The sequence below is a fragment of the Pseudoalteromonas sp. APC 3694 genome (assembly GCF_030407565.1).
Taxonomy (GTDB): domain Bacteria; phylum Pseudomonadota; class Gammaproteobacteria; order Enterobacterales; family Alteromonadaceae; genus Pseudoalteromonas; species Pseudoalteromonas tetraodonis.
Map to the genome: position 1 here is coordinate 14,749 of NZ_JASDDE010000042.1, position 18,032 is coordinate 32,780.

The 18,032-nt window shown below is 40.2% G+C and carries 16 protein-coding genes and 1 pseudogene; 11 read left to right on the forward strand and 6 right to left on the reverse strand.

Annotation, left to right across the window (positions count from 1 at the left end):
- The first annotated feature begins 63 nt into the window (after positions 1-63).
- Positions 64-1,187 (forward strand): annotated as a pseudogene (locus tag QMA00_RS13780) (sterol desaturase family protein).
- 46 nt (positions 1,188-1,233) lie between these two features.
- Here QMA00_RS13780 and QMA00_RS13785 read toward each other — a convergent pair.
- The 4 genes from QMA00_RS13785 to QMA00_RS13800 form a co-directional block, all read right to left on the reverse strand.
- Positions 1,234-2,511: a protein kinase gene (locus tag QMA00_RS13785; RefSeq protein ID WP_290157708.1), complete on the reverse strand. Its 1,278-nt coding sequence runs from the start codon at positions 2,509-2,511 to the stop codon at positions 1,234-1,236.
- Between the two features lie 73 nt (positions 2,512-2,584).
- On the reverse strand, positions 2,585-3,298 hold the full coding sequence (locus QMA00_RS13790; protein ID WP_128583594.1) for a YebC/PmpR family DNA-binding transcriptional regulator: 714 nt from the start codon (positions 3,296-3,298) through the stop codon (positions 2,585-2,587).
- A gap of 198 nt (positions 3,299-3,496) precedes the next feature.
- Positions 3,497-5,575, reverse strand: a complete 2,079-nt coding sequence (locus QMA00_RS13795) for a M13 family metallopeptidase (RefSeq protein WP_290157712.1) — start codon at positions 5,573-5,575, stop codon at positions 3,497-3,499.
- A 195-nt stretch (positions 5,576-5,770) separates the two neighbouring features.
- On the reverse strand, positions 5,771-7,561 hold the full coding sequence (locus QMA00_RS13800) for an ABC transporter ATP-binding protein/permease (protein WP_290157713.1): 1,791 nt from the start codon (positions 7,559-7,561) through the stop codon (positions 5,771-5,773).
- Between the two features lie 112 nt (positions 7,562-7,673).
- Between QMA00_RS13800 and QMA00_RS13805 the strand changes: the two genes are divergently transcribed.
- From QMA00_RS13805 to QMA00_RS13835, 7 genes are all read left to right on the forward strand, one after another.
- A complete protein-coding gene (locus QMA00_RS13805) occupies positions 7,674-8,135 on the forward strand; it encodes a hypothetical protein (RefSeq protein WP_290157715.1) in 462 nt (153 codons plus the stop codon).
- A 108-nt stretch (positions 8,136-8,243) separates the two neighbouring features.
- The gene (gene secD / locus QMA00_RS13810; RefSeq protein ID WP_290157717.1) at positions 8,244-10,082 is read left to right on the forward strand and encodes a protein translocase subunit SecD; all 1,839 of its coding nucleotides are present in this window, start codon (positions 8,244-8,246) and stop codon (positions 10,080-10,082) included.
- The gene (gene secF / locus QMA00_RS13815; protein WP_290157718.1) at positions 10,075-11,004 is read left to right on the forward strand and encodes a protein translocase subunit SecF; all 930 of its coding nucleotides are present in this window, start codon (positions 10,075-10,077) and stop codon (positions 11,002-11,004) included. Before secD ends, secF begins: the two co-directional genes overlap by 8 nt.
- 265 nt (positions 11,005-11,269) lie before the next feature.
- Positions 11,270-11,746: a GreA/GreB family elongation factor gene (locus tag QMA00_RS13820; protein WP_290157720.1), complete on the forward strand. Its 477-nt coding sequence runs from the start codon at positions 11,270-11,272 to the stop codon at positions 11,744-11,746.
- 104 nt (positions 11,747-11,850) lie between these two features.
- Positions 11,851-12,099, forward strand: a complete 249-nt coding sequence (locus QMA00_RS13825; RefSeq protein ID WP_290157721.1) for a hypothetical protein — start codon at positions 11,851-11,853, stop codon at positions 12,097-12,099.
- A gap of 12 nt (positions 12,100-12,111) precedes the next feature.
- Positions 12,112-12,309: a hypothetical protein gene (locus tag QMA00_RS13830; protein ID WP_290157723.1), complete on the forward strand. Its 198-nt coding sequence runs from the start codon at positions 12,112-12,114 to the stop codon at positions 12,307-12,309.
- A gap of 154 nt (positions 12,310-12,463) precedes the next feature.
- Positions 12,464-12,805 (forward strand): hypothetical protein, encoded by a 342-nt coding sequence (locus QMA00_RS13835; RefSeq protein WP_262976748.1) that lies wholly within the window; start codon positions 12,464-12,466, stop codon positions 12,803-12,805.
- Positions 12,806-12,946: 141 nt separating this feature from the next.
- Here the strand turns inward: QMA00_RS13835 and QMA00_RS13840 are convergent, their stop codons facing one another.
- Positions 12,947-13,282, reverse strand: coding sequence for a zinc ribbon domain-containing protein YjdM (locus QMA00_RS13840; RefSeq protein WP_262976749.1), 336 nt, complete (start codon positions 13,280-13,282; stop codon positions 12,947-12,949).
- A gap of 315 nt (positions 13,283-13,597) precedes the next feature.
- On the opposite strand from QMA00_RS13840, the gene QMA00_RS13845 reads away from it, so the two are divergent.
- The 3 genes from QMA00_RS13845 to QMA00_RS13855 are packed head-to-tail and all read left to right on the forward strand — an operon-like array spanning position 13,598 to position 16,666.
- A complete protein-coding gene (locus QMA00_RS13845) occupies positions 13,598-14,992 on the forward strand; it encodes a RimK family protein (protein ID WP_036956433.1) in 1,395 nt (464 codons plus the stop codon).
- Positions 14,992-16,137: a GNAT family N-acetyltransferase/peptidase C39 family protein gene (locus tag QMA00_RS13850; RefSeq protein WP_262976750.1), complete on the forward strand. Its 1,146-nt coding sequence runs from the start codon at positions 14,992-14,994 to the stop codon at positions 16,135-16,137. The genes QMA00_RS13845 and QMA00_RS13850 overlap by 1 nt, the downstream gene beginning before the upstream one ends.
- A gap of 16 nt (positions 16,138-16,153) precedes the next feature.
- Positions 16,154-16,666 carry an MgtC/SapB family protein gene (locus QMA00_RS13855; RefSeq protein ID WP_198523105.1) on the forward strand — a complete coding sequence of 171 codons (513 nt, stop codon included), beginning with the start codon at positions 16,154-16,156 and terminating at the stop codon, positions 16,664-16,666.
- Positions 16,667-16,678: 12 nt separating this feature from the next.
- Here QMA00_RS13855 and QMA00_RS13860 read toward each other — a convergent pair whose 3' ends face one another.
- A complete protein-coding gene (locus tag QMA00_RS13860) occupies positions 16,679-17,908 on the reverse strand; it encodes an EAL domain-containing protein (protein ID WP_076921050.1) in 1,230 nt (409 codons plus the stop codon).
- Between the last annotated feature and the right edge of the window lie 124 nt (positions 17,909-18,032).

An 18,032-nucleotide genomic window follows, 5' to 3' on the forward strand; every position in this document is an offset into this window, starting at 1 on the left:
AGTCCAAAATTTGCTAGAATATGCGCACTAGAATAGGGACTGCATATTATATTAAGGAAAATAATGCTAAAACACGCCACTAAAAAAATATTTCGCACCAGTCAGTTGCAAATTGGTGAGGGTAATATCAGCGGTTATATTGCTTGCTTTTTGGCGATATTAAGTTGCTTGGGAGTGCTTGCATTCCACTTCCCTGAATATTTAACGACTCCAGAATTGCGCAAAAGTTATAGCGTCGAGTTTTTACGTCAACTTATGTTTGTAGCTCTTATTATTTCAGGAAGCCTGGGTTTACTTAATTTTGTACGAAATACCAATAAGCGCTTGGGGGCGACTGCGTGGTTTTTATTTTGCTGGCAATTAGCTTTGGCGGCCCGAATATTGAAGTGAATGACTTTGCCGATAACACCCCATATATTGGCTTAGACTGGTTTATATTAGACTTATTAGGCTCAACCTTAATTTTTATTTTAATTGAAAAACTGCTTCCGCATCGAAAAGAGCAAAAAATACTGCGTAGTGAATGGCGCGGGGATTTAAACCATTTCTTTGTCAATCATCTAATAGTGGGCTTTGTATTACTGGTTACTAATCATTTTGTGCATTATGGTTTTGGTTGGGCGGTGTCAAGCACATTACAAGGTTACATAGCGCAAATGCCGTTTATACTGCAGCTATTTTTAATTATTTTGGTGGCTGATTTAATGCAGTATTGGACACATCGTGCGTATCACGAAGTCCCCTTTTTATGGCGATTTCATGGTGTGCACCACAGTGCCAAAGAAATGGATTGGCTCGCAGGCTCTCGTCAGCATATTTTAGAAATACTGGTTACCCGTAGTTTAGTGTTAACGCCTATATTTGTGCTGGGTTTTTCACAGCAAATTATTAGTTTGTACGTGATTATTGTAGGCTTTCAAGCGGTATTTAATCACGCTAACGTAAATGTAAAATTTGGGTGGTTAAAGTATTTTATGGTTACACCGCAGTTTCATCATTGGCATCACGCATCCGATAAAGCCGCCATTGATCGAAATTATGCAGCCCATTTTTCGTTTTTAGATTACTTGTTTGGTACTGCAGTAAAAGGGCAAGCAGAGTGGCCTAAAGAATATGGGGTTGTGGGTGATTACATGCCTGTAGGTATGCTAAAGCAACAAATTTACCCGTTTAAAAAACAAAAATAGTGTTCAATTTTAGCTTGCGGCCATAATATTAATGGCCGCATAACCACTATAAAAAGTCAGCTAATGCGCTAAGTGTTGGCCGCTGTGCGATATTTTCGCTCATGCATTGCTGCGCAATATGTTTTAAGTGCATGACTTCAGCGCTTTGCTCTTGGCAGGTTGTGAGTAAATCCTCGATTAAACACCCCAAAGCACGCACTTCTATTAACTGCATTTGTTGACGTTGATAGTCACTGAGCATAGTAAGATCAGTGGCCGCGCCAAAGTCCCCAAACAGCACACGCGCGTGCGGATCAACCATGGTATTGTGCGCATATATATCACCATGGCTTATATTGTGCTGGTGCAAGTGGGCCACAGTGCTAACCATTTGCTGCGCTATGGCATAAATTACTTGGGTAGAGTAGTGGCAATTGCTTTCAAATGTATCTCGAGTACAGGTATCAAGGCTCGGCGGTAAACCAAGATTTGTAAAGCTTGAATCAATTAACTCCATCACTAAACCAAGCTGTTGCTGTTGTTCAATGTAAGCCAGTACTTTAATTAAGTTTGGATGCTCAAGCGCTTGCAAGCAGCAATTAACTTCATCCAGCGGATAACCATCGCTTGTAATAGTCCCTCTAAATAACTTAACAGCAACCGGCTCTTTATTCGTTGAATAAGCAAGATGGATAATCCCTGATGCGCCTTGGCCTATTACTTTACTGAGCGAGTAGTCACTCAGTGGTTTATTAGTTAAATTTGATTGGGTAAGGCACTTTGATTTATTAAAGCAATTACCTGCAAATGCAAGCCAAGTCAGCTTTGGTAGTTCAAATAGCCAATTATCAATTTGAGTTAACTGATTTGCAGAGAGCCTAATTAGTTCCAGGTTATGGCAGTTTGCCATGCTTATTGGTAGCTCACTGAGCTGATTACCTGCCAATGCCAGCTTTTTAAGCGCAGTGTATTGGCCAAATGTTGCAGGCAGCTTAGCTATTTTATTATCTGTAAGAATAAGCCATTCAATCGCTTTAGGCAGGCTGTTATCTGCAAATTCAGTGATGTGATTACCTTTAAATGCAACCATGATCAAAGCAGGGCACTTAGCAAGTATTTTAGGTATATGTTTAAACTGATTAAACGATAAAAACAGTCGTTTTAATTTTGTTAAGCAGGCAAATTCATCAGGTAAATCAGATAAATTGTTATTAGATAAATCCAAGACTTCGAGGGTATCCGCGAGGGTAAAAATTTCCTCTGGAAAGTCGCTTAGCGCTTCAACTAATTGTAGGTGTTTAGCACCAAGTAATTGGCCGCTGCGAAGTTGTGAAAGGGTATTCAAAATTAATAATCCATTTTAAAATCAACAAAAAGGCCAACTAAGTTGGCCTTTAAACACGATTAAGCTTTAATGTTTAAAATTGTGCGTTGTGGTACACGTTTTGTACGTCGTCACAATCTTCAAGCATGGCTAAAAAGCGTTCCATCACTTCTACATCTTCGCCTTCAATAGGGGCTTCTACTTGGGGTACAAAGGCAATTAAGTCTTCGTCAAATTCTGTCACACCCATTTCTTCAAGTGCGGTACGCGTATTGTTGTATTCAGTGTGTGGAGCAAACACGGTCACTTTACCGTTTTCTACTTCTACATCGGTTACATCAACGTCAGCCATCATTAGCGCTTCAAGTACGGTTTCATCATCGTCACCGTCAAATACAAAAATAGCAAGGTGATCAAATAAGTGTGATACCGAGTTTTGTGCGCCAATTTTAGCGTTTGCTTTAGTAAAACACACACGTACATCAGCAAAGGTACGTTTGTTGTTGTCGGTTAAACAGTCAACAATAATCATGCAATTACCTGGGCCGTAACCTTCGTAGCGCGTAGCTGCATAGTCTTCACCGCCGCCGCCTTTAGCTTTATCAATGGCGCGTTCAATTACGTGAGCCGGTACTTGGTCTTTTTTAGCACGTTCAATTAAACGACGCAGTGCTAGGTTACCGTCTGGATCAATACCGCCGTTTTTAGCACAAATATAAATTTCTTTACCGTATTTTGAATAAACTTTAGTTTTAGCACCCGCAGTTTTAGCCATTGAATCTTTTTTGTTTTGGTAAGCTCTTCCCATCTGCGTTTCGCCTTAATATGTATAAATAATTGAAAAAATTTGCAAGCCCATATTCTAAAGGTAAATGCCGGGCAGGGCTAGTAAGTATTGAGATTGATTACTAAGTAACGGGGGGAACAGTTATTATGAATGGAAAATAAAACAACCCGCCGAAGCGGGTTGTTTATTCGTTACAAATGATGAACGTTTGTCAGGGGATTACCAAATACGAACACGTTCGTCTTCTGGTAAGTACAACTCATCACCTGGTTTTACATCAAATGCTTTGTACCAAGCGTCGTGGTTACGAGGAGCTTGTGCTCTAAAGCGACCTGGCGCATGCGTACCGCCACGTAATTGATTTAACATGCTTTGCTCAGTACGTTTTTCTTTCCATACTTGTGCCCACGCTAAGAAGAAACGTTGATCGCCGGTTACACCATCAATCACAGGGGCTTCTTTACCATTTAGGCTTAGTTTGTAAGCATGATAAGCCATGGCTAAACCACCTACATCACCAATATTTTCACCTAAGCTGTTGCGGCCATTTACAAAGTTACCTGGAATTGGCTCATATTTGCTGTACTGAGCCGCCAGTTTGTCGGCTTTAGCATCAAAAGCAGCACGGTCTTCGTCAGTCCACCAGTTACGTTGTATGCCGTTAGCATCTGATTTTGATCCTTGGTCATCAAAGCCATGGCCCATTTCGTGGCCAATCACGGCACCAATACCACCGTAGTTGACCGCAGGATCTGCATTTGGATCGAAAAACGGCGGTTGTAAAATAGCGGCAGGAAATACAATTTCATTAAATGAGCTATTGTAATAAGCATTTACACGTTGTGGTGTCATACCCCAGCGATTGCGGTCGGTTTTCTTAAGCTCTTTTTCTACGCTATCGGCTTGGAAAAACTCACGCATATTTTTTACATTAGCCATTAAATCATTTTTGCTAATGCTTAAGCCTTCGTAAGATTGCCATTCGTCTGGGTAACCTATTTTTGGCACAAACGCCGCTAATTTTGCACGCGCATTCACTTTTGTTTCTGCGCCCATCCAATCTAGATTATCAATACGTTCGCCAAGCGCTGTGCGTAAGTTTTCAACTAGCTCAGACATTTGTTGCTTTGATGACTCAGGGAAATAACGATCTACATAAATTTTACCAATCGCAAAGCCTAGTGAACTAGTGCCTGACATTTGGCTGATCGCACGTTTCCAGCGCGGACGAGGCTCTTGCTGACCATTTAACTCTTTACCAAAGAAAGCAAAGCTGGTGTTAAATATGTCTTCTGACAACAGCCCAGCGTTACCATTAATTGCATGGTATGTTAGGTAGTCTTTCCATACGCTTATATCTTCGTTGTTGATTAAATCAATCATGGCCTTTATAGGTTCAGGCTGCGACACGTTTAGTTGCGGTACTTTGTAACCTGTTTGCGCAAAGTATAAATCCCAATTAAATCCAGGGTACTGGGTACTTAACTCGTCGCGTTTTATTTGGTTTAACGTTATGTCACGATTACGGCGTTTTTCACGTGGCCAATGACCTTCTGCAATTTTTGTCTCTAGCGCTAAAATTGCTTGTGCACGTTCAGTGGTATTTTCAACACCAGCAAATTTAAGCATGTCGGCAATATGTGCAACATACGCTTCACGAGTTTTTACAAAACGCTCTGCATCTTCAAGGTAATATGAACGATCAGGTAAGCCTAAACCACCAGCACCTAACGACATTTCGTATTTATTAGGATCTAAGCGGTTAAACCACATACCACCACCAATAGGGGCGCTAACACCTGTGAGCCATGAATTACCAAAGATTTTTGCTAAGTCATCAGTTGAGTCGACAGCGTTAATATCGTTAAGCAATGGCTTAATGGGAGTCACACCGAGCTTATTAAGCGTGTCGGTATCCATGTACGAATTATAAAAATCGGCAACTAGTTGCTCTTCTGCATTTAAATTTTCACGTGCTGCAATGTCTTCAATAATTTCTTTTACACGCTCTTCACTGCGTTCAGCTAACGCAGAAAACGCACCATAGCGTGTTTTATCTGCTGGCATTTCGTAGTTGTCGTACCATGAACCGCTGGCATACATAAAAAAGTCATCGCCTGGTTTTACAGCTTCATTGCGGGCAGTTAAATCAACCCCAAAAGTGCCTAATTCAGCTTGCTCAGTTGCTTGTGGTTTTTCAGCGACGGCTGCGACTTGCTTAGTTTTTGTAGTTTGTGGCTCTGAACAGCCGGTAATAAATGTAGCGGCGAGTGCCGCTGCAATTAAACTTTTTTTCATTACTTTCCCTTATGAATTCACGTTATTTAATTCGTTATATTTTTGTTATAAAAATAGCTATTTGATTGTATTGATAACTTCACTGCAAACAAACCTTTTGAGGTGAATAACCGTACCGGTCGATAAGATGAATAAAATACTATCGAAAATAGCAAAAAACACTCAACTACTTCAATCGTTCTTGAGCGGCTTAGTTTATTGCGCCTTTGACTGCTTTTGTTGCAAGGTCCACATATGAGCATATTCACCATTTTGCATGAGTAATTCATCATGTTTACCTTGCTCTACCACTTCTCCCGCCTTAAGCACGATAATAGTATCGGCATCGGTAATTGTTGATAAGCGATGCGCAATAACAATACTTGTGTGGTTAGAGGCAACCTCTTGCATAGCGTTTAATATGGCTTGCTCAGATTGTGAGTCCAGCGCCGAAGTGGCTTCGTCAAAAATTAAAATTGGCGATTGTTTTAAAATAGCGCGAGCAATAGCAATACGTTGTTTTTCGCCACCAGAGACTTTTAGTCCGCGTTCACCTACTAACGTTTTATCGCCTTTATCTAGGCTATTAATAAAGTCTGTTAGATGCGCCATGTTTATAGCTTTGTTTACTTCATCTTCACTGGCGCTGGGTCTGCCGTAGTGAATATTTTCGCGTATGCTGGTATTAAATAACACAGTATCTTGCGGCACTATGGCAATAGCTTTACGCAAACTTGCGAGGGTAACTGTGTTTATGGCTTGATTATCAATTCTTATAGCGCCCGATGAAAGTTCATAAAAACGGTATAGCAAGCGGGCTAACGAGCTTTTACCTGCGCCACTAGCACCTACAACCGCTACCTTAGCACCAGGATTTACATGAAAACTGACGTTCTTAAGAATAGGACGCTTGCTATCGTAGCTAAAGCTGACGTTTTCAAAGCTAATTGCCCCATTTTTGAGTGCTAATGGTTGCGCGGTTTCGCTATCTGCTACTTTGGGGGAGGTATTTAATAACCCAAGCATGTTTTCAAGGTCAGTAAGGGCACGGCGTATTTCACGGTATACAAATCCCAAGAAGTTAAGCGGTAAAAATAATTGGATCATATACGCATTGATCATTACCAGCTCACCAATCGTTAACTCGCCGGTAACCACTTCATTAGCGCCAAGCCACATTAATGCGGTTATGGCGCATGCAATTATAAGTGCTTGTCCTGAGTTTAGCGCCAGTAACGAGAGTCTGTTTTTTAATCGAGCTTGTTCCCAGGTTGCTAAAAACGTATCGTAAGTTTTAGCTTCATGCTGTTCATTATTAAAGTATTTTACGGTTTCGTAATTTAATAAACTGTCGATGGCACGGGTGTTACTTTGGTTGTCGGCAGCATTTGACTCACGAATAAAGCGGTTTCGCCATTGGGTAACCGTCACGGTAAAAAAAATATAAATAGCCACAGCGAGTAGGGTGATCAGCGCAAACCAAATAGAAAACAAGGTGCCAAAAATAATCGCCACGGTCATTATTTCAAACAACGTGGGCACAATATTAAACATTAAAAAGCGCATTAAAAAGCTCAAACCACTGGTGCCGCGCTCTATGTCTCGACTTATACCGCCAGTTTGCCTGTCTAAATGAAAGGCTAAATCTAACGAGTGCAAATGTTTAAATACTTTAAGGCCAATATCACGCATGGCATGCTCGGTGACTCGAGAAAATACAGCATCGCGTACTTCACCTAAAAACACGCTGGCAAATCGCAGTGCGCCGTACATAATCAGTAATAAAGTAGGAACAAGAAGTAGTGGATTAATTGATTTATCAACCGAATCAATTATTTCTTTTAAAGCCCATGGCATGAGTAATGTCGCGCCTTTAGCACCGACTAGCGCTAATATGGCAATCAGCACACGGCCTTTAAATTTAGTGATGTAAGGCCAAAGAGTTTGAATGCTTTGTTTTAAATTCATGGCATCGGGGCGTTTTACTGAACTTTGTCTGGAGCGCATCGAGGATCTCAGTATTGTTTTTATATAAATGAAATAGCTTAATGTTGGCTATTGTATTTTAATTAGCTGCCCTTATATACTAGCTATCCTTTATTTTAGTTTTAAATGACAGATGTTTAAATTTCGCGTTTTTTTAGCTACTTGCTTGTTTTTTGCTGCACTCTTTAGTGTGCAAAGCCATGCTATGGGCGTAAAGCACGAATTAAACAGTAACCAAAGCAGTTATAGCGATGTTGTTAATGTCGAAAACTTAACTAACGCTCCCGCACCGTTAAAGTCGCTAGGTAATTTACAGCATAAAAACTCAAAGCATTCTGAGTTTGCTGCGCATCAGCCTAGGCTAACAGCTAATAACTCATTTTTATTTTTACACAGTGCGCAGGGCGATCCTGAATACGATGTAGTGCATGAGTTTTTTGCGCTAAATGGGTGTAGGCATATTTTTTTGCGACCGCAAGCAGTCACCATAAATCAGCCTTGGTATACTTGGGTTTTTAAAAGTAAAAAGTCGCGCTTGAGCGGCTGGAAAGATGCGAATCTGTTATACACCGCTGTAACCACCTACCACGTTTAAAGTTCCTTAATTATCGTTAATTGGTTTTAACGCATCGCGTTTTGACCTTAATTTTAATTGTGCCTAATAGGTACGTTACTGGGCTATGCCTAGTAATAAGGAACAACTATGTTAAGTTTTAAAAAACAAAAAAAGCCATTTATGGCTAAATTTAAATTAAGCTATGTAGCCATGTTGGTTGTATTGGTTTTACTGGCAATAAGCGCTTTACCTAATTTATACCCGAATAAATCGTGGTTGCATATTAGTGCCGCACCTGAGGTTAAAACACAAGCACTACCAAGTACTGAAAACATAGTGCGCTTTTTAAATAGCCAAGGGTTTGAGGTCAGCCAAGGGGTAGAAAACCAAGCAACAATTAATGTGCTTTTAAATACACCTACGCAAAGTGCCCAAGCTCAAGCGGCTATAAAATCGAATTACCCAAATACACAAGTTAAAATTGCAGAACATGCAACCAGCCCTGTTTGGTTACAAGAGTTTGGTTTATCGCCCATAAAGCTGGGTCTTGATTTAAACGGCGGGGTATTGTTTGTACTTGATGTTGATTTAGATAAAGCCATTGATGAGCAATTACTCAGTGCTTACCAGCAAACGAAAGCCATCATTGTTAAACAAAAAGCCTATGGTGTTAAAGCAAAGCAAACTAACCAAGGCTTTGAAATAAGTGCATTAGAAAATGCAGCCGAAAAGCTAACCTCAGTTATTAGCGACCTTAAAAGCCGCTTTGAAAATCTAACTATAACCACATCAACTCATGGCAACTTACAGGTCGTTAAAGTGAGTTATTCTGAGCAAGGGCGCAGCGCATTTGATAAACAAGTCATGAGCCAAACACTCACTACGCTTCGCTCACGCATTGAAGAGTTAGGAATTACTGAGGCGGTTACACAGCGCCAAGGTAAGCAGCGCATTCGCATTGAGCTACCCGGCGTCCAAGACCCAGCCGAGGCAAAACGTATTATTGGTGCTACCGCGTCACTTGGATTTTATCAACTTAAAGAGATTGGCGGGCAAACATTTAATTTGCAATCGGGTGGGACTATTAAGCTCGACCCTGTGCCTATCTTTACTGGTGAGCATATTAATAATGCCAATATTGGCCGTGATGACTGGGGTAAACCTTTAGTACAACTGAGCCTAGATAGCCAAGGTGGCGATGCTATGTCGGCGTTTTCTAAGGCGAATATAGGCAAGCCGATGGCAACGCTCTATTCAGAGTATTCACAAAATGCTAAAGGTGAAGTGGTTAAAAAAAGCGAAGTCATTAATGTGGCGAATATAGCCCAGCATTTAAGCTCACGCTTTAGTATAACCAATATGCAAAGCCAGCAAGCGGCTGCCGATTTAGCGCTATTACTTCGTGCAGGGTCGCTTACTGCGCCAGTGACCATAGTACATGAACAAACTATTGGTCCAAGCCTTGGCCAAGACAACATTAACAATGGATTGGCGGCGTTAATGTTAGGCATGGGGTTAACGCTTGCCTTTATGGCGCTGTGGTATCGTCGTTTAGGGCTTATTGCAAATGTTGCGTTAGTTTTAAATTTAACGTCTTTAGTGGGGTTAATGTCATTATTACCTGGGGTGGTTTTAACACTTCCTGGTATTGCAGGTTTGGTGCTAACCATAGGAATGGCGGTTGATACTAACGTGATTATATTTGAACGCATTAAAGAAGAGCGCCGCAAAGGACGTCCTCCATATCAAGCGATACAAGAGGGCTATAAACAAGCTGCGAATACGATTTTAGATGCCAATATTACCACGATGATCACCGCGATTATTTTATATGGCATAGGTTATGGCCCTGTAAAAGGCTTTGCTATAACGCTGGCGCTGGGACTTATCACATCGGTATTTACTGGTGTGTATGTATCGAAAAATTTAAGCCAAAGCTTATATTTAAAGCTGGGTAAAAAAGCAGGAGTAAACGCGCATGCTTAATTCTTTTTTAAAATGTGAGGCAGGGTCTCGTATACGTTATACAGGCATGCTGATCAGCGCCATATTTGTGTTGTTGTCGGTATTCACTATTGCACAAAAAGGGCTAAACTTTGGCCTTGATTTTACGGGTGGATACTTAACAGAGTTTACCACCAGCCAAGGTGTTGAACTAAAACAGCTTGAGCAATTTATTGCTAAAAGCCATCAAGGTGAATTTGAACTAACAGCACAGGGCAATAATCATTTTCAACTAACACAAGGCCCCAATAATACAAGCAATAACGATGACTGGAAAACGGCTATTAGCCAAAACCCAACTATAAATGCTGAGGTTTTATCATCGGCTTATATTGGCTCTCAAGTGGGTGATGAACTATTTGAACAAGGCTGCTTAGCATTATTTGCTGCGATGGTCGCGGTAATGATTTATTTAGCTGTTCGTTTTGAATGGCGTTTGGCATTAGGCTCTGTGGTGGCTTTATTTCATGACTTAGTACTGGTGGTTGGCTTATTTGCATGGTTACAAATAGAGTTTAACCTAACTGTTTTAGCCAGTTTGTTGGCGATTATTGGCTACTCATTAAATGACTCAATAATAGTTGGAGATAGGGTGCGCGAGCTGTTGCGCATATCAACAAACATCACACTCAAACCAAGCAGTATTATCAACAGTGCTATTAAAAGCACCTTAACTCGTACGCTTATTACCTCCGGGACTACGCTCGCAACGGTGGCAAGTGTTTGGCTGTTAGCAGGGGCGCCGCTTCAGGGATTTGCAATTGCTCTGTTTGCAGGAATAGTCGTAGGCACGTTATCGTCCATTTGTATTGCTGCAACATTACCCGAGCTACTTGGGTTAAGTGCTAAAAACTACGATAAGCAAGTGGATCAGCAAACGCAGGCATTAATGGATATGCCATAGGCTTAAATCAGCATTGTTGTTACACAGCAAAGGGATAGTGTTAGGTATAGCAACAATGCTAATACCAACCTACATAAATATTTGAACAATATAACGAATTAAATCCCCCTATAACGTTGTTAAAATTTTTTTATTTAGAACAACTAGATGTCAAAAATTTTGCCTAGTTATAGAGCAATTTTCTTATCGTTAAAATAGGTCCCATATCCAAGCAGATTGGTATAAAATAGCAAATTATTTTTATCGAATTGAGTGAATTCTCCAAATGAATAAAGCCCATGTTACAGAGCACCTGCGTTTTGCCTTAGAAGAGCAGCTCAATACTGCGAAAATTGCAGCTAAAACAGCCCACGATACCGCGACTCACGAAGAAAGTATTGCAGAAACTCAATATGATACGCTCGGGCTTGAAGCTGCGTATTTAGCGCAAGGTCACGCTGATCGGGTGAATGAGTGTTATAAAGAAATACAACTATTTGAAGCCATCTACAACGACGCCGTTACAGGCAAAATAGCAGTCAGTTCATTGGTGTGTTTAGAAGATGATGCAGGCACACAAAAATGGTTTTATTTAGGCCCAGCAGCTGGTGGATTAACCGTTGATATTAAAGGCACAACTATTCAAGTACTTACCTCTGGTGCACCATTAGGCCAACAGTTATTAGGTAAACAAGTCGATGATGAAGTTAGTTTAACACTCGGTGATGTAAAACATAGTTACGATGTGGTTAAAGTGCTTTGAATGTAGTATTTATTTGTCTCTTACTCTGAGGCGCAGCATCTCGTAGGCCTCTTTGTTAAATAATTGCCTGAAACTTAAAGAATAAAATTAAAGATGAGCCGTTTATGAACTTAGTTTTGGTTAGTGATATATTTGGTAAAACAGCGGCTTTAAAAGCATTAGCTGAAGAACTAAACGCTCAGTCTATTGTCGATCCCTGTGGCGGGGTGGATATGGCATTTTACAATGAACAGCAGGCCTATGAGTATTTTAGTCAGCATATTGGCCTTGATGAGTATGTCGCTATTTTACAAAAAGCGATTAAACCACTCGCTGGTAACATCATATTGATTGGTTATAGTGTTGGCGCATAGGCAATTTGGTCAATGTCTGCACATCCGGCGATTAAAACGATAGTTAAGGGCATTTGTTTTTACAGCTCGCAAATTAGGCACCATACTGAGCTAAACCCGGCATTTGAAATAGAGTTAATTTTTCCTCACTATGAGCAACCACACTCAAGTAACTTTAATCAACGCGCTTACGATGAAACATTAACTGTGTTATCTAATAAGCTAATATAATAAACTAGTTATGGGGTGTTTATAACTCGATGTTAGCCGGTTTCACTCAATCACAACTAAGGCATTTATAGCGTAAACTTATAAGATTTGCTTTAGTCTGATGATCATTAACGGATAAGCAGTTAAATAAAGGACATAAATTTAAGGGAATATTATGGAGATAGGGATTTTTACCGTCACAATTACGGGTGTTTTACTCACGGCTTTATTTATAAAGTACTTAACTTTTAGGCCTGAGCGTGTTTTTTCTGATATTGGAGAAAACGTTCTACTTTGCAAAAAACCTCACTGGTTCAATAATAATAAAAGTAGAATGCAGCTTATTCCTAAAGGGGCGATAATTAAAATACAGCTAGCGTCAAATACCGTTACTTTATTTTGTAAAAGTGGCAATGTTATTGATATACCAGTGCCAAACTCCAAGTTTACTGCCGATGTTTTGCAAAGCGCAAAAACACACTTTGACAAAGCAGAAGTCGTAATATTAGACAACTAACACACCACTATGAGAACTGAATTTAAATTTTCAAATAGACCTTTATAATCAATTGGTTAAAGTGGGTTTTAGTTTATTAATGTAATTAAGCGCCAAGTTTACACAGGTTATGGCTGTATTTGATTGTTTATCTCAATGGGTTTAGGCTTTTTTAACAAATTTAGCCGTCACCATCATTTCACCTATGCCATCTACTTTACAGTCAAGCTCATGATCTTTTTTATCAAGTACACGTCTTACTAAGGCCTTGGTGCCAATTTTAATAACTTGCGAGCTACCTTTAATTTTTAAATCTTTGGCTACGGTTACTTTATCGCCATCAGCAAGCAAAATGCCGTTTGCGTCTTTCACTAAAATAGCGTCTTCGTCATTAGTAATACTCGGGTTCCACTCATAGGCACATTCTGGACAAATAAGCAGCTGTTGGTCTTCGTAAACGTATTCACATTGGCATTTAGGACAAGCGGGAAGAGACATGATGATCACTTTTAGTATTAAATTTTGGCTATTTTAAAACACAAATTAGCAATAAAAAAGTTCATCAAAAATTTTTATCTTTACGCTAAAAATATCTCGTTTGTGCGTATCTAAAAAAGCGCATATAAATCACTTGTCGCTTAAGCAATTTAAGCGCTAACGTTTATAGTAGATATTCGTTAAAGCACCTATCGTATTAAGTGATTTGCTAAATGCTGCACTTAGTGCGATAGGTGTTTCTATTTGCTGTTTTATTCGCTGAGCTAACTGATTAGCAAGGCTGCTTTGTATATTTTGACTTAACTAGGAAAAGTCGTGTTTAAAACCTTAATTGTGGTTGATAACAATGAGCAAACGCTTGCTCTTTCATTTGAAAATGTCATTACCTTTAACACCTATTTGCGTGACTACCCAAAACGCAACGAACCAAAAACCCGCATAATAAATCTATGTGATGCTAGCCAGTATTTAAGTAAAGGCTATTACTGTTCGTTACTTGCTGAGGCGCGTAAGCATCAAGTATTACCAAGTGTAAAAACAATTAACGCGCTTCGAAGCAATCAAGCGTCATTACAAAATATTGGCCATATTGATGGTGCTGTTTATTTTGGTCACGCGGGAAATGATCAACAAGTTAAAGCCGCTAAATCGGTATTTAAACAATATCCGGCACCTATTTTATTTGTTGATGAGCAAGGCCTATTACAACAAGGATCATTAGCGTCCTTGAGCGAGCAGCAACACACTGATTTTGTTGAAAAACTAAATGAGTTTACCCAAACACAGTGGCGAATTGGTAAAGTAGAGCGCCGTTTCCGTTGGGATATGGCGATATTGGTTGATCATAACGAAAAAGTACCGCCAAGTGATAAAGATGCAATAGCCCGTTTTATAAAAGCAGCAGCGAAACATGGTATTAACGCAAAAGCACTCAGCTTTGAGGAAATAGACAATATTGCCCAATTTGATGCGTTGTTTATTCGCCAAACAACAGCGATTGATCACCCAACCTACCGTCTTGCAAGTAAAGCGCAAAGCTTAGGTTTAGTGGTGATTGACGATGCGGAGTCTATTTTACGATGCTGTAATAAAGTGTACTTACATGATGCATTTAATTATCAGAAAGTACCGAGCTTAAAAACCGTGGTGGTGGCAGATCAATCAAAAGACACAATTGAGCAACTAGAAGCGTCGTTTACTTATCCGCTGGTATTAAAAATGCCAGAAGGGTCGTTTTCAAAAGGCGTGTATAAAGTTGCTAATCGTGATGAATTAGAAGCTAAGCTTAGTGAATTATTTGCTTTAAGTGCGCTAGTTCTGGCGCAAGAGTACATGTACACAGAATACGATTGGCGTGTAGGGGTACTTAATGGTCGTGCTATTTATGCGTGTCGTTATTTAATGGCGCGTAACCATTGGCAAATATATAACCATGACGCGAAACGGTTTTTCTCGGGTGGCTTTGAAACATTACCTACGTTTGAATTACCTAAAGCTGTACTGGATGCTGCTTTAAAAGCATGTAAAACCGTGGGTAAGGGTTTATACGGTGTGGATGTAAAAGAGCATCAAGGCCGTGCGTATGTGTTGGAAGTAAACGATAACCCAAGTATTGATCACAAAGTAGAAGATGGTTACTTAGGTGATGAGTTATACATGATCATTATGGATGAGTTTAAACAGCGCCTTGAAGCACGAGGTCGCGGCTAATGCTTAACGCATTGTCTGATATAACGATTTTTGCAGGGGCGGATATTAGTATTCGCCCTGCAAGTGCGAGTGATTTAAACGCCTTAGTGGCGCTTGAAAATGCCTGCTTTAGTAACGATAAGCTAAGTGCGCGAAGTTTAAAGCGTTGGCTTAGTGCTAAACATGGGATTTTATTAGTCGCCGAGCACAGTGCGCAATTATGTGGTTACGGTTTGGTGTGGTGCCATAAAGGCACGCGGTTAGCGCGTTTGTATTCGTTAGCCGTATTACCGACGATGCAAGGCAAAGGAATCGCTAAAACGCTGCTTAAAGCCCTTGAAAAAGCCACTAGTGAGCGTGGGCGTATTTATTTGCGTTTAGAAGTGGCGGTAAATAACGACAGCGCCATAGGGCTTTATAAAAGTGTAGGGTATCGTGTTTTTGGTCAATATAGTGATTATTACGATGATCACAGTGATGCCTTGCGCATGCAAAAAAACATTCGCCAAACCAGCGAATTGCAAGTTGAGCGTTTAACGCCATGGTATCAGCAAACCACCGAGTTTACCTGTGGACCTGCTGCGTTATTAATGGCAATGGGCTCGCTTGATAACAGCACAGAGCTGAGTCAGTCACATGAATTAGCCTTATGGCGTGAAGGCACCACCATTTTTATGACTTCTGGGCATGGCGGTTGTCATCCGTTTGGTTTGGCACTGGCTGCAAATAAACGGGGGTTTAAAAGTGAGGTCATTGTTAATACCTCAGAGCCATTATTTTTAGATGGGGTACGCAGTGATAATAAAAAAACGGTGCTGGCGACGGTACATCAGCAATTTGTTGAAGGCATAGCCTCGGCTAATATTCCTGTTACCTATAAAGATGTTGAACTAACCGATATAGAAACTTGGTTAAACCAAGGTTTTAGTGTGTTGCTGTTAATAAGCACTTATCGGTTTGATGGAAAAAAATCACCGCATTGGGTATGTGTTACTCATTTAGATGCGCACTGTGTGTACGTACATGACCCGTTTTGCGAACCAGGTAACGACAATCAATTAGCGATTGACTGTCAATATGTGCCAATTGCACGCAGCGATTTTAGTAAAATGTCGGCTTTTGGTAGTCAAAGGCTTAGAACGGCAGTTGCTATTAGTAAAAAATAATAGATTAGGATTTTAAGTGACATTTTTAGATTTTATCGATGTAGCCCCATACTCGTGGGCAGCTATTGGTACGGCGGCTTTTTGTGGCGCTATTATTGGTATAGAACGACAATTACGTGGCAAACCTGTAGGGATCCGTACCTCTGCGCTAATCACCTTAGGTACTTACTTGTTTTTATCGACTGCGTTTAATTTACAAGGGGATGTAATTGATCATTCTCGCGTAGTCGGTCAAATAATTACCGGCATTGGCTTTTTAGGCGCAGGCGTAATGCTCGCAAAAGACGGTGCGGTAGTCGGGGTTACCTCTGCTGCCACCATTTGGGTATTGGCCTCCATTGGCGTGATGATAGCAACCGAAAACCTCGGGGCTGCTATTAAGCTCTCGGTGCTTGTGGTGGGTATTTTATACGGCGTTGACGTGCTAGAAGCTAAGTTTAAAAGCCTCAGCAAAGGTGTGCATGCTAAAGTAAAAAGTTATCACAAACGTTATTATCGAAAAGACAGTATAGATAGCGAACGCCACTAAATAGTGGCGTTTTTATGCGGGTAGTGCTTTGTTTTGGAAGCTAAGCGCATCTTCAATTGGTGCGGGGCGGCCAATAAAATAACCTTGTACACTGTCTACATTGAGTATTCTTAACGAGTTTAGTTCTTCTGCGGTTTCGATCCCTTCGGCAACAATGGTGCAGTCGATTGCTTTTGCAAATCCACACAGTGCTTTTGCCAGTAAAAATTTACGATCGTCTGTGTTTATATTTTGAGTCAGGCTAATGTCTAATTTTATAATGTCGGCCTCAAGCTCTAGTATGTGCTGAAAAGAGGAAAAGCCAGCGCCTACATCGTCAATGGCCAAGCGCAGACCTTTGTTTCTGAGAGGCCTAAGTGCTGCTCGCATTTTTTCGTAGTCTGAGATTGGCGAATGCTCAGTAATTTCTAATACTAGCCTAGTGCAGTCAATGTTTTGTAATGTATTTTCAAGTGCACCGCTAAGAATGTGCGAAGGCGAGCAATTAATGGCAATGTAAGTTGTATCATTTAACTGTGCCATGTCTGCGACTGCATTTTTAATAGCGAGCATTTCTAATGCTTCATTTAAGCCAACCTTACTTGCTTCTTTAAACCATATATCAGGGGTTTTATAAGGAGTGGTAAAAAACCGAGCAAGTGATTCAAAACCTACAACTTTATTATTTAGTTGACTATAAATAGGCTGAAAATAGATACTAATATCATTATCGCTAATAATTTGCTCAATAGTTGATTTTGTGTGGTTGTACGATACGCTTTTATCTAAACTCTTTTCAATTAATCCGGTCGCTATTTCTGAAATAATATTTAAAAAAGATAAATCGCGCTCATTTAAGCTCTCATCATGGTGTGATTTATAACAACAAAACGTACCATATAATTTCCCGTTCGACAGGTTGATAGGTACACCTATATATGCCCCTATACCTAATTTTTTTGTAACCGGCATCGCTTTGGTTATTGGGTTTGCTTTGGTATTAGTAATAATAGGGCTAAGCTTGTTGTCGGTGATTTGTTGGCAATACGTTTCATTAATCGGATCGGCATTACCCACTTTAACAATTTGGTTTTCAGAGGGGTTATCGACCACTTTAAAAACACGCTCATCGTTAATAAATTCAGATATAAAAGCAACATCCATATCTAAATGTTTGCGAACTAACGCGAGTAAGTCAGCTAGTTTAGCCTCAATGGATGCGTTGCTTTGTTGTTCGACAAGCAAATTGGTTAATTCATCCATCGGCTATTTCCCTATGTTAATACCACTACACCTAATGAGTAATACTATAATTTATATATATAAAAAGATCTAGGGCGTGTTGATCTTTGTGGTATGAAAAACAAACAGCATGAAGATAAGGTAT

Bases quoted from the DNA above. Each gene is read 5' to 3' on its own strand.
- QMA00_RS13790 (WP_128583594.1), bottom strand. From the start codon at position 3,298: ATGGGAAGAGCTTACCAAAACAAAAAAGATTCAATGGCTAAAACTGCG.
- QMA00_RS13795 (WP_290157712.1), bottom strand. From the start codon at position 5,575: ATGAAAAAAAGTTTAATTGCAGCGGCACTCGCCGCTACATTTATTACC.
- QMA00_RS13800 (WP_290157713.1), bottom strand. From the start codon at position 7,561: ATGCGCTCCAGACAAAGTTCAGTAAAACGCCCCGATGCCATGAATTTA.
- QMA00_RS13805 (WP_290157715.1), top strand. From the start codon at position 7,674: ATGTTTAAATTTCGCGTTTTTTTAGCTACTTGCTTGTTTTTTGCTGCA.
- secD (WP_290157717.1), top strand. From the start codon at position 8,244: ATGTTAAGTTTTAAAAAACAAAAAAAGCCATTTATGGCTAAATTTAAA.
- secF (WP_290157718.1), top strand. From the start codon at position 10,075: ATGCTTAATTCTTTTTTAAAATGTGAGGCAGGGTCTCGTATACGTTAT.
- QMA00_RS13820 (WP_290157720.1), top strand. From the start codon at position 11,270: ATGAATAAAGCCCATGTTACAGAGCACCTGCGTTTTGCCTTAGAAGAG.
- QMA00_RS13825 (WP_290157721.1), top strand. From the start codon at position 11,851: ATGAACTTAGTTTTGGTTAGTGATATATTTGGTAAAACAGCGGCTTTA.
- QMA00_RS13830 (WP_290157723.1), top strand. From the start codon at position 12,112: ATGTCTGCACATCCGGCGATTAAAACGATAGTTAAGGGCATTTGTTTT.
- QMA00_RS13835 (WP_262976748.1), top strand. From the start codon at position 12,464: ATGGAGATAGGGATTTTTACCGTCACAATTACGGGTGTTTTACTCACG.
- QMA00_RS13840 (WP_262976749.1), bottom strand. From the start codon at position 13,282: ATGTCTCTTCCCGCTTGTCCTAAATGCCAATGTGAATACGTTTACGAA.
- QMA00_RS13850 (WP_262976750.1), top strand. From the start codon at position 14,992: ATGCTTAACGCATTGTCTGATATAACGATTTTTGCAGGGGCGGATATT.
- QMA00_RS13860 (WP_076921050.1), bottom strand. From the start codon at position 17,908: ATGGATGAATTAACCAATTTGCTTGTCGAACAACAAAGCAACGCATCC.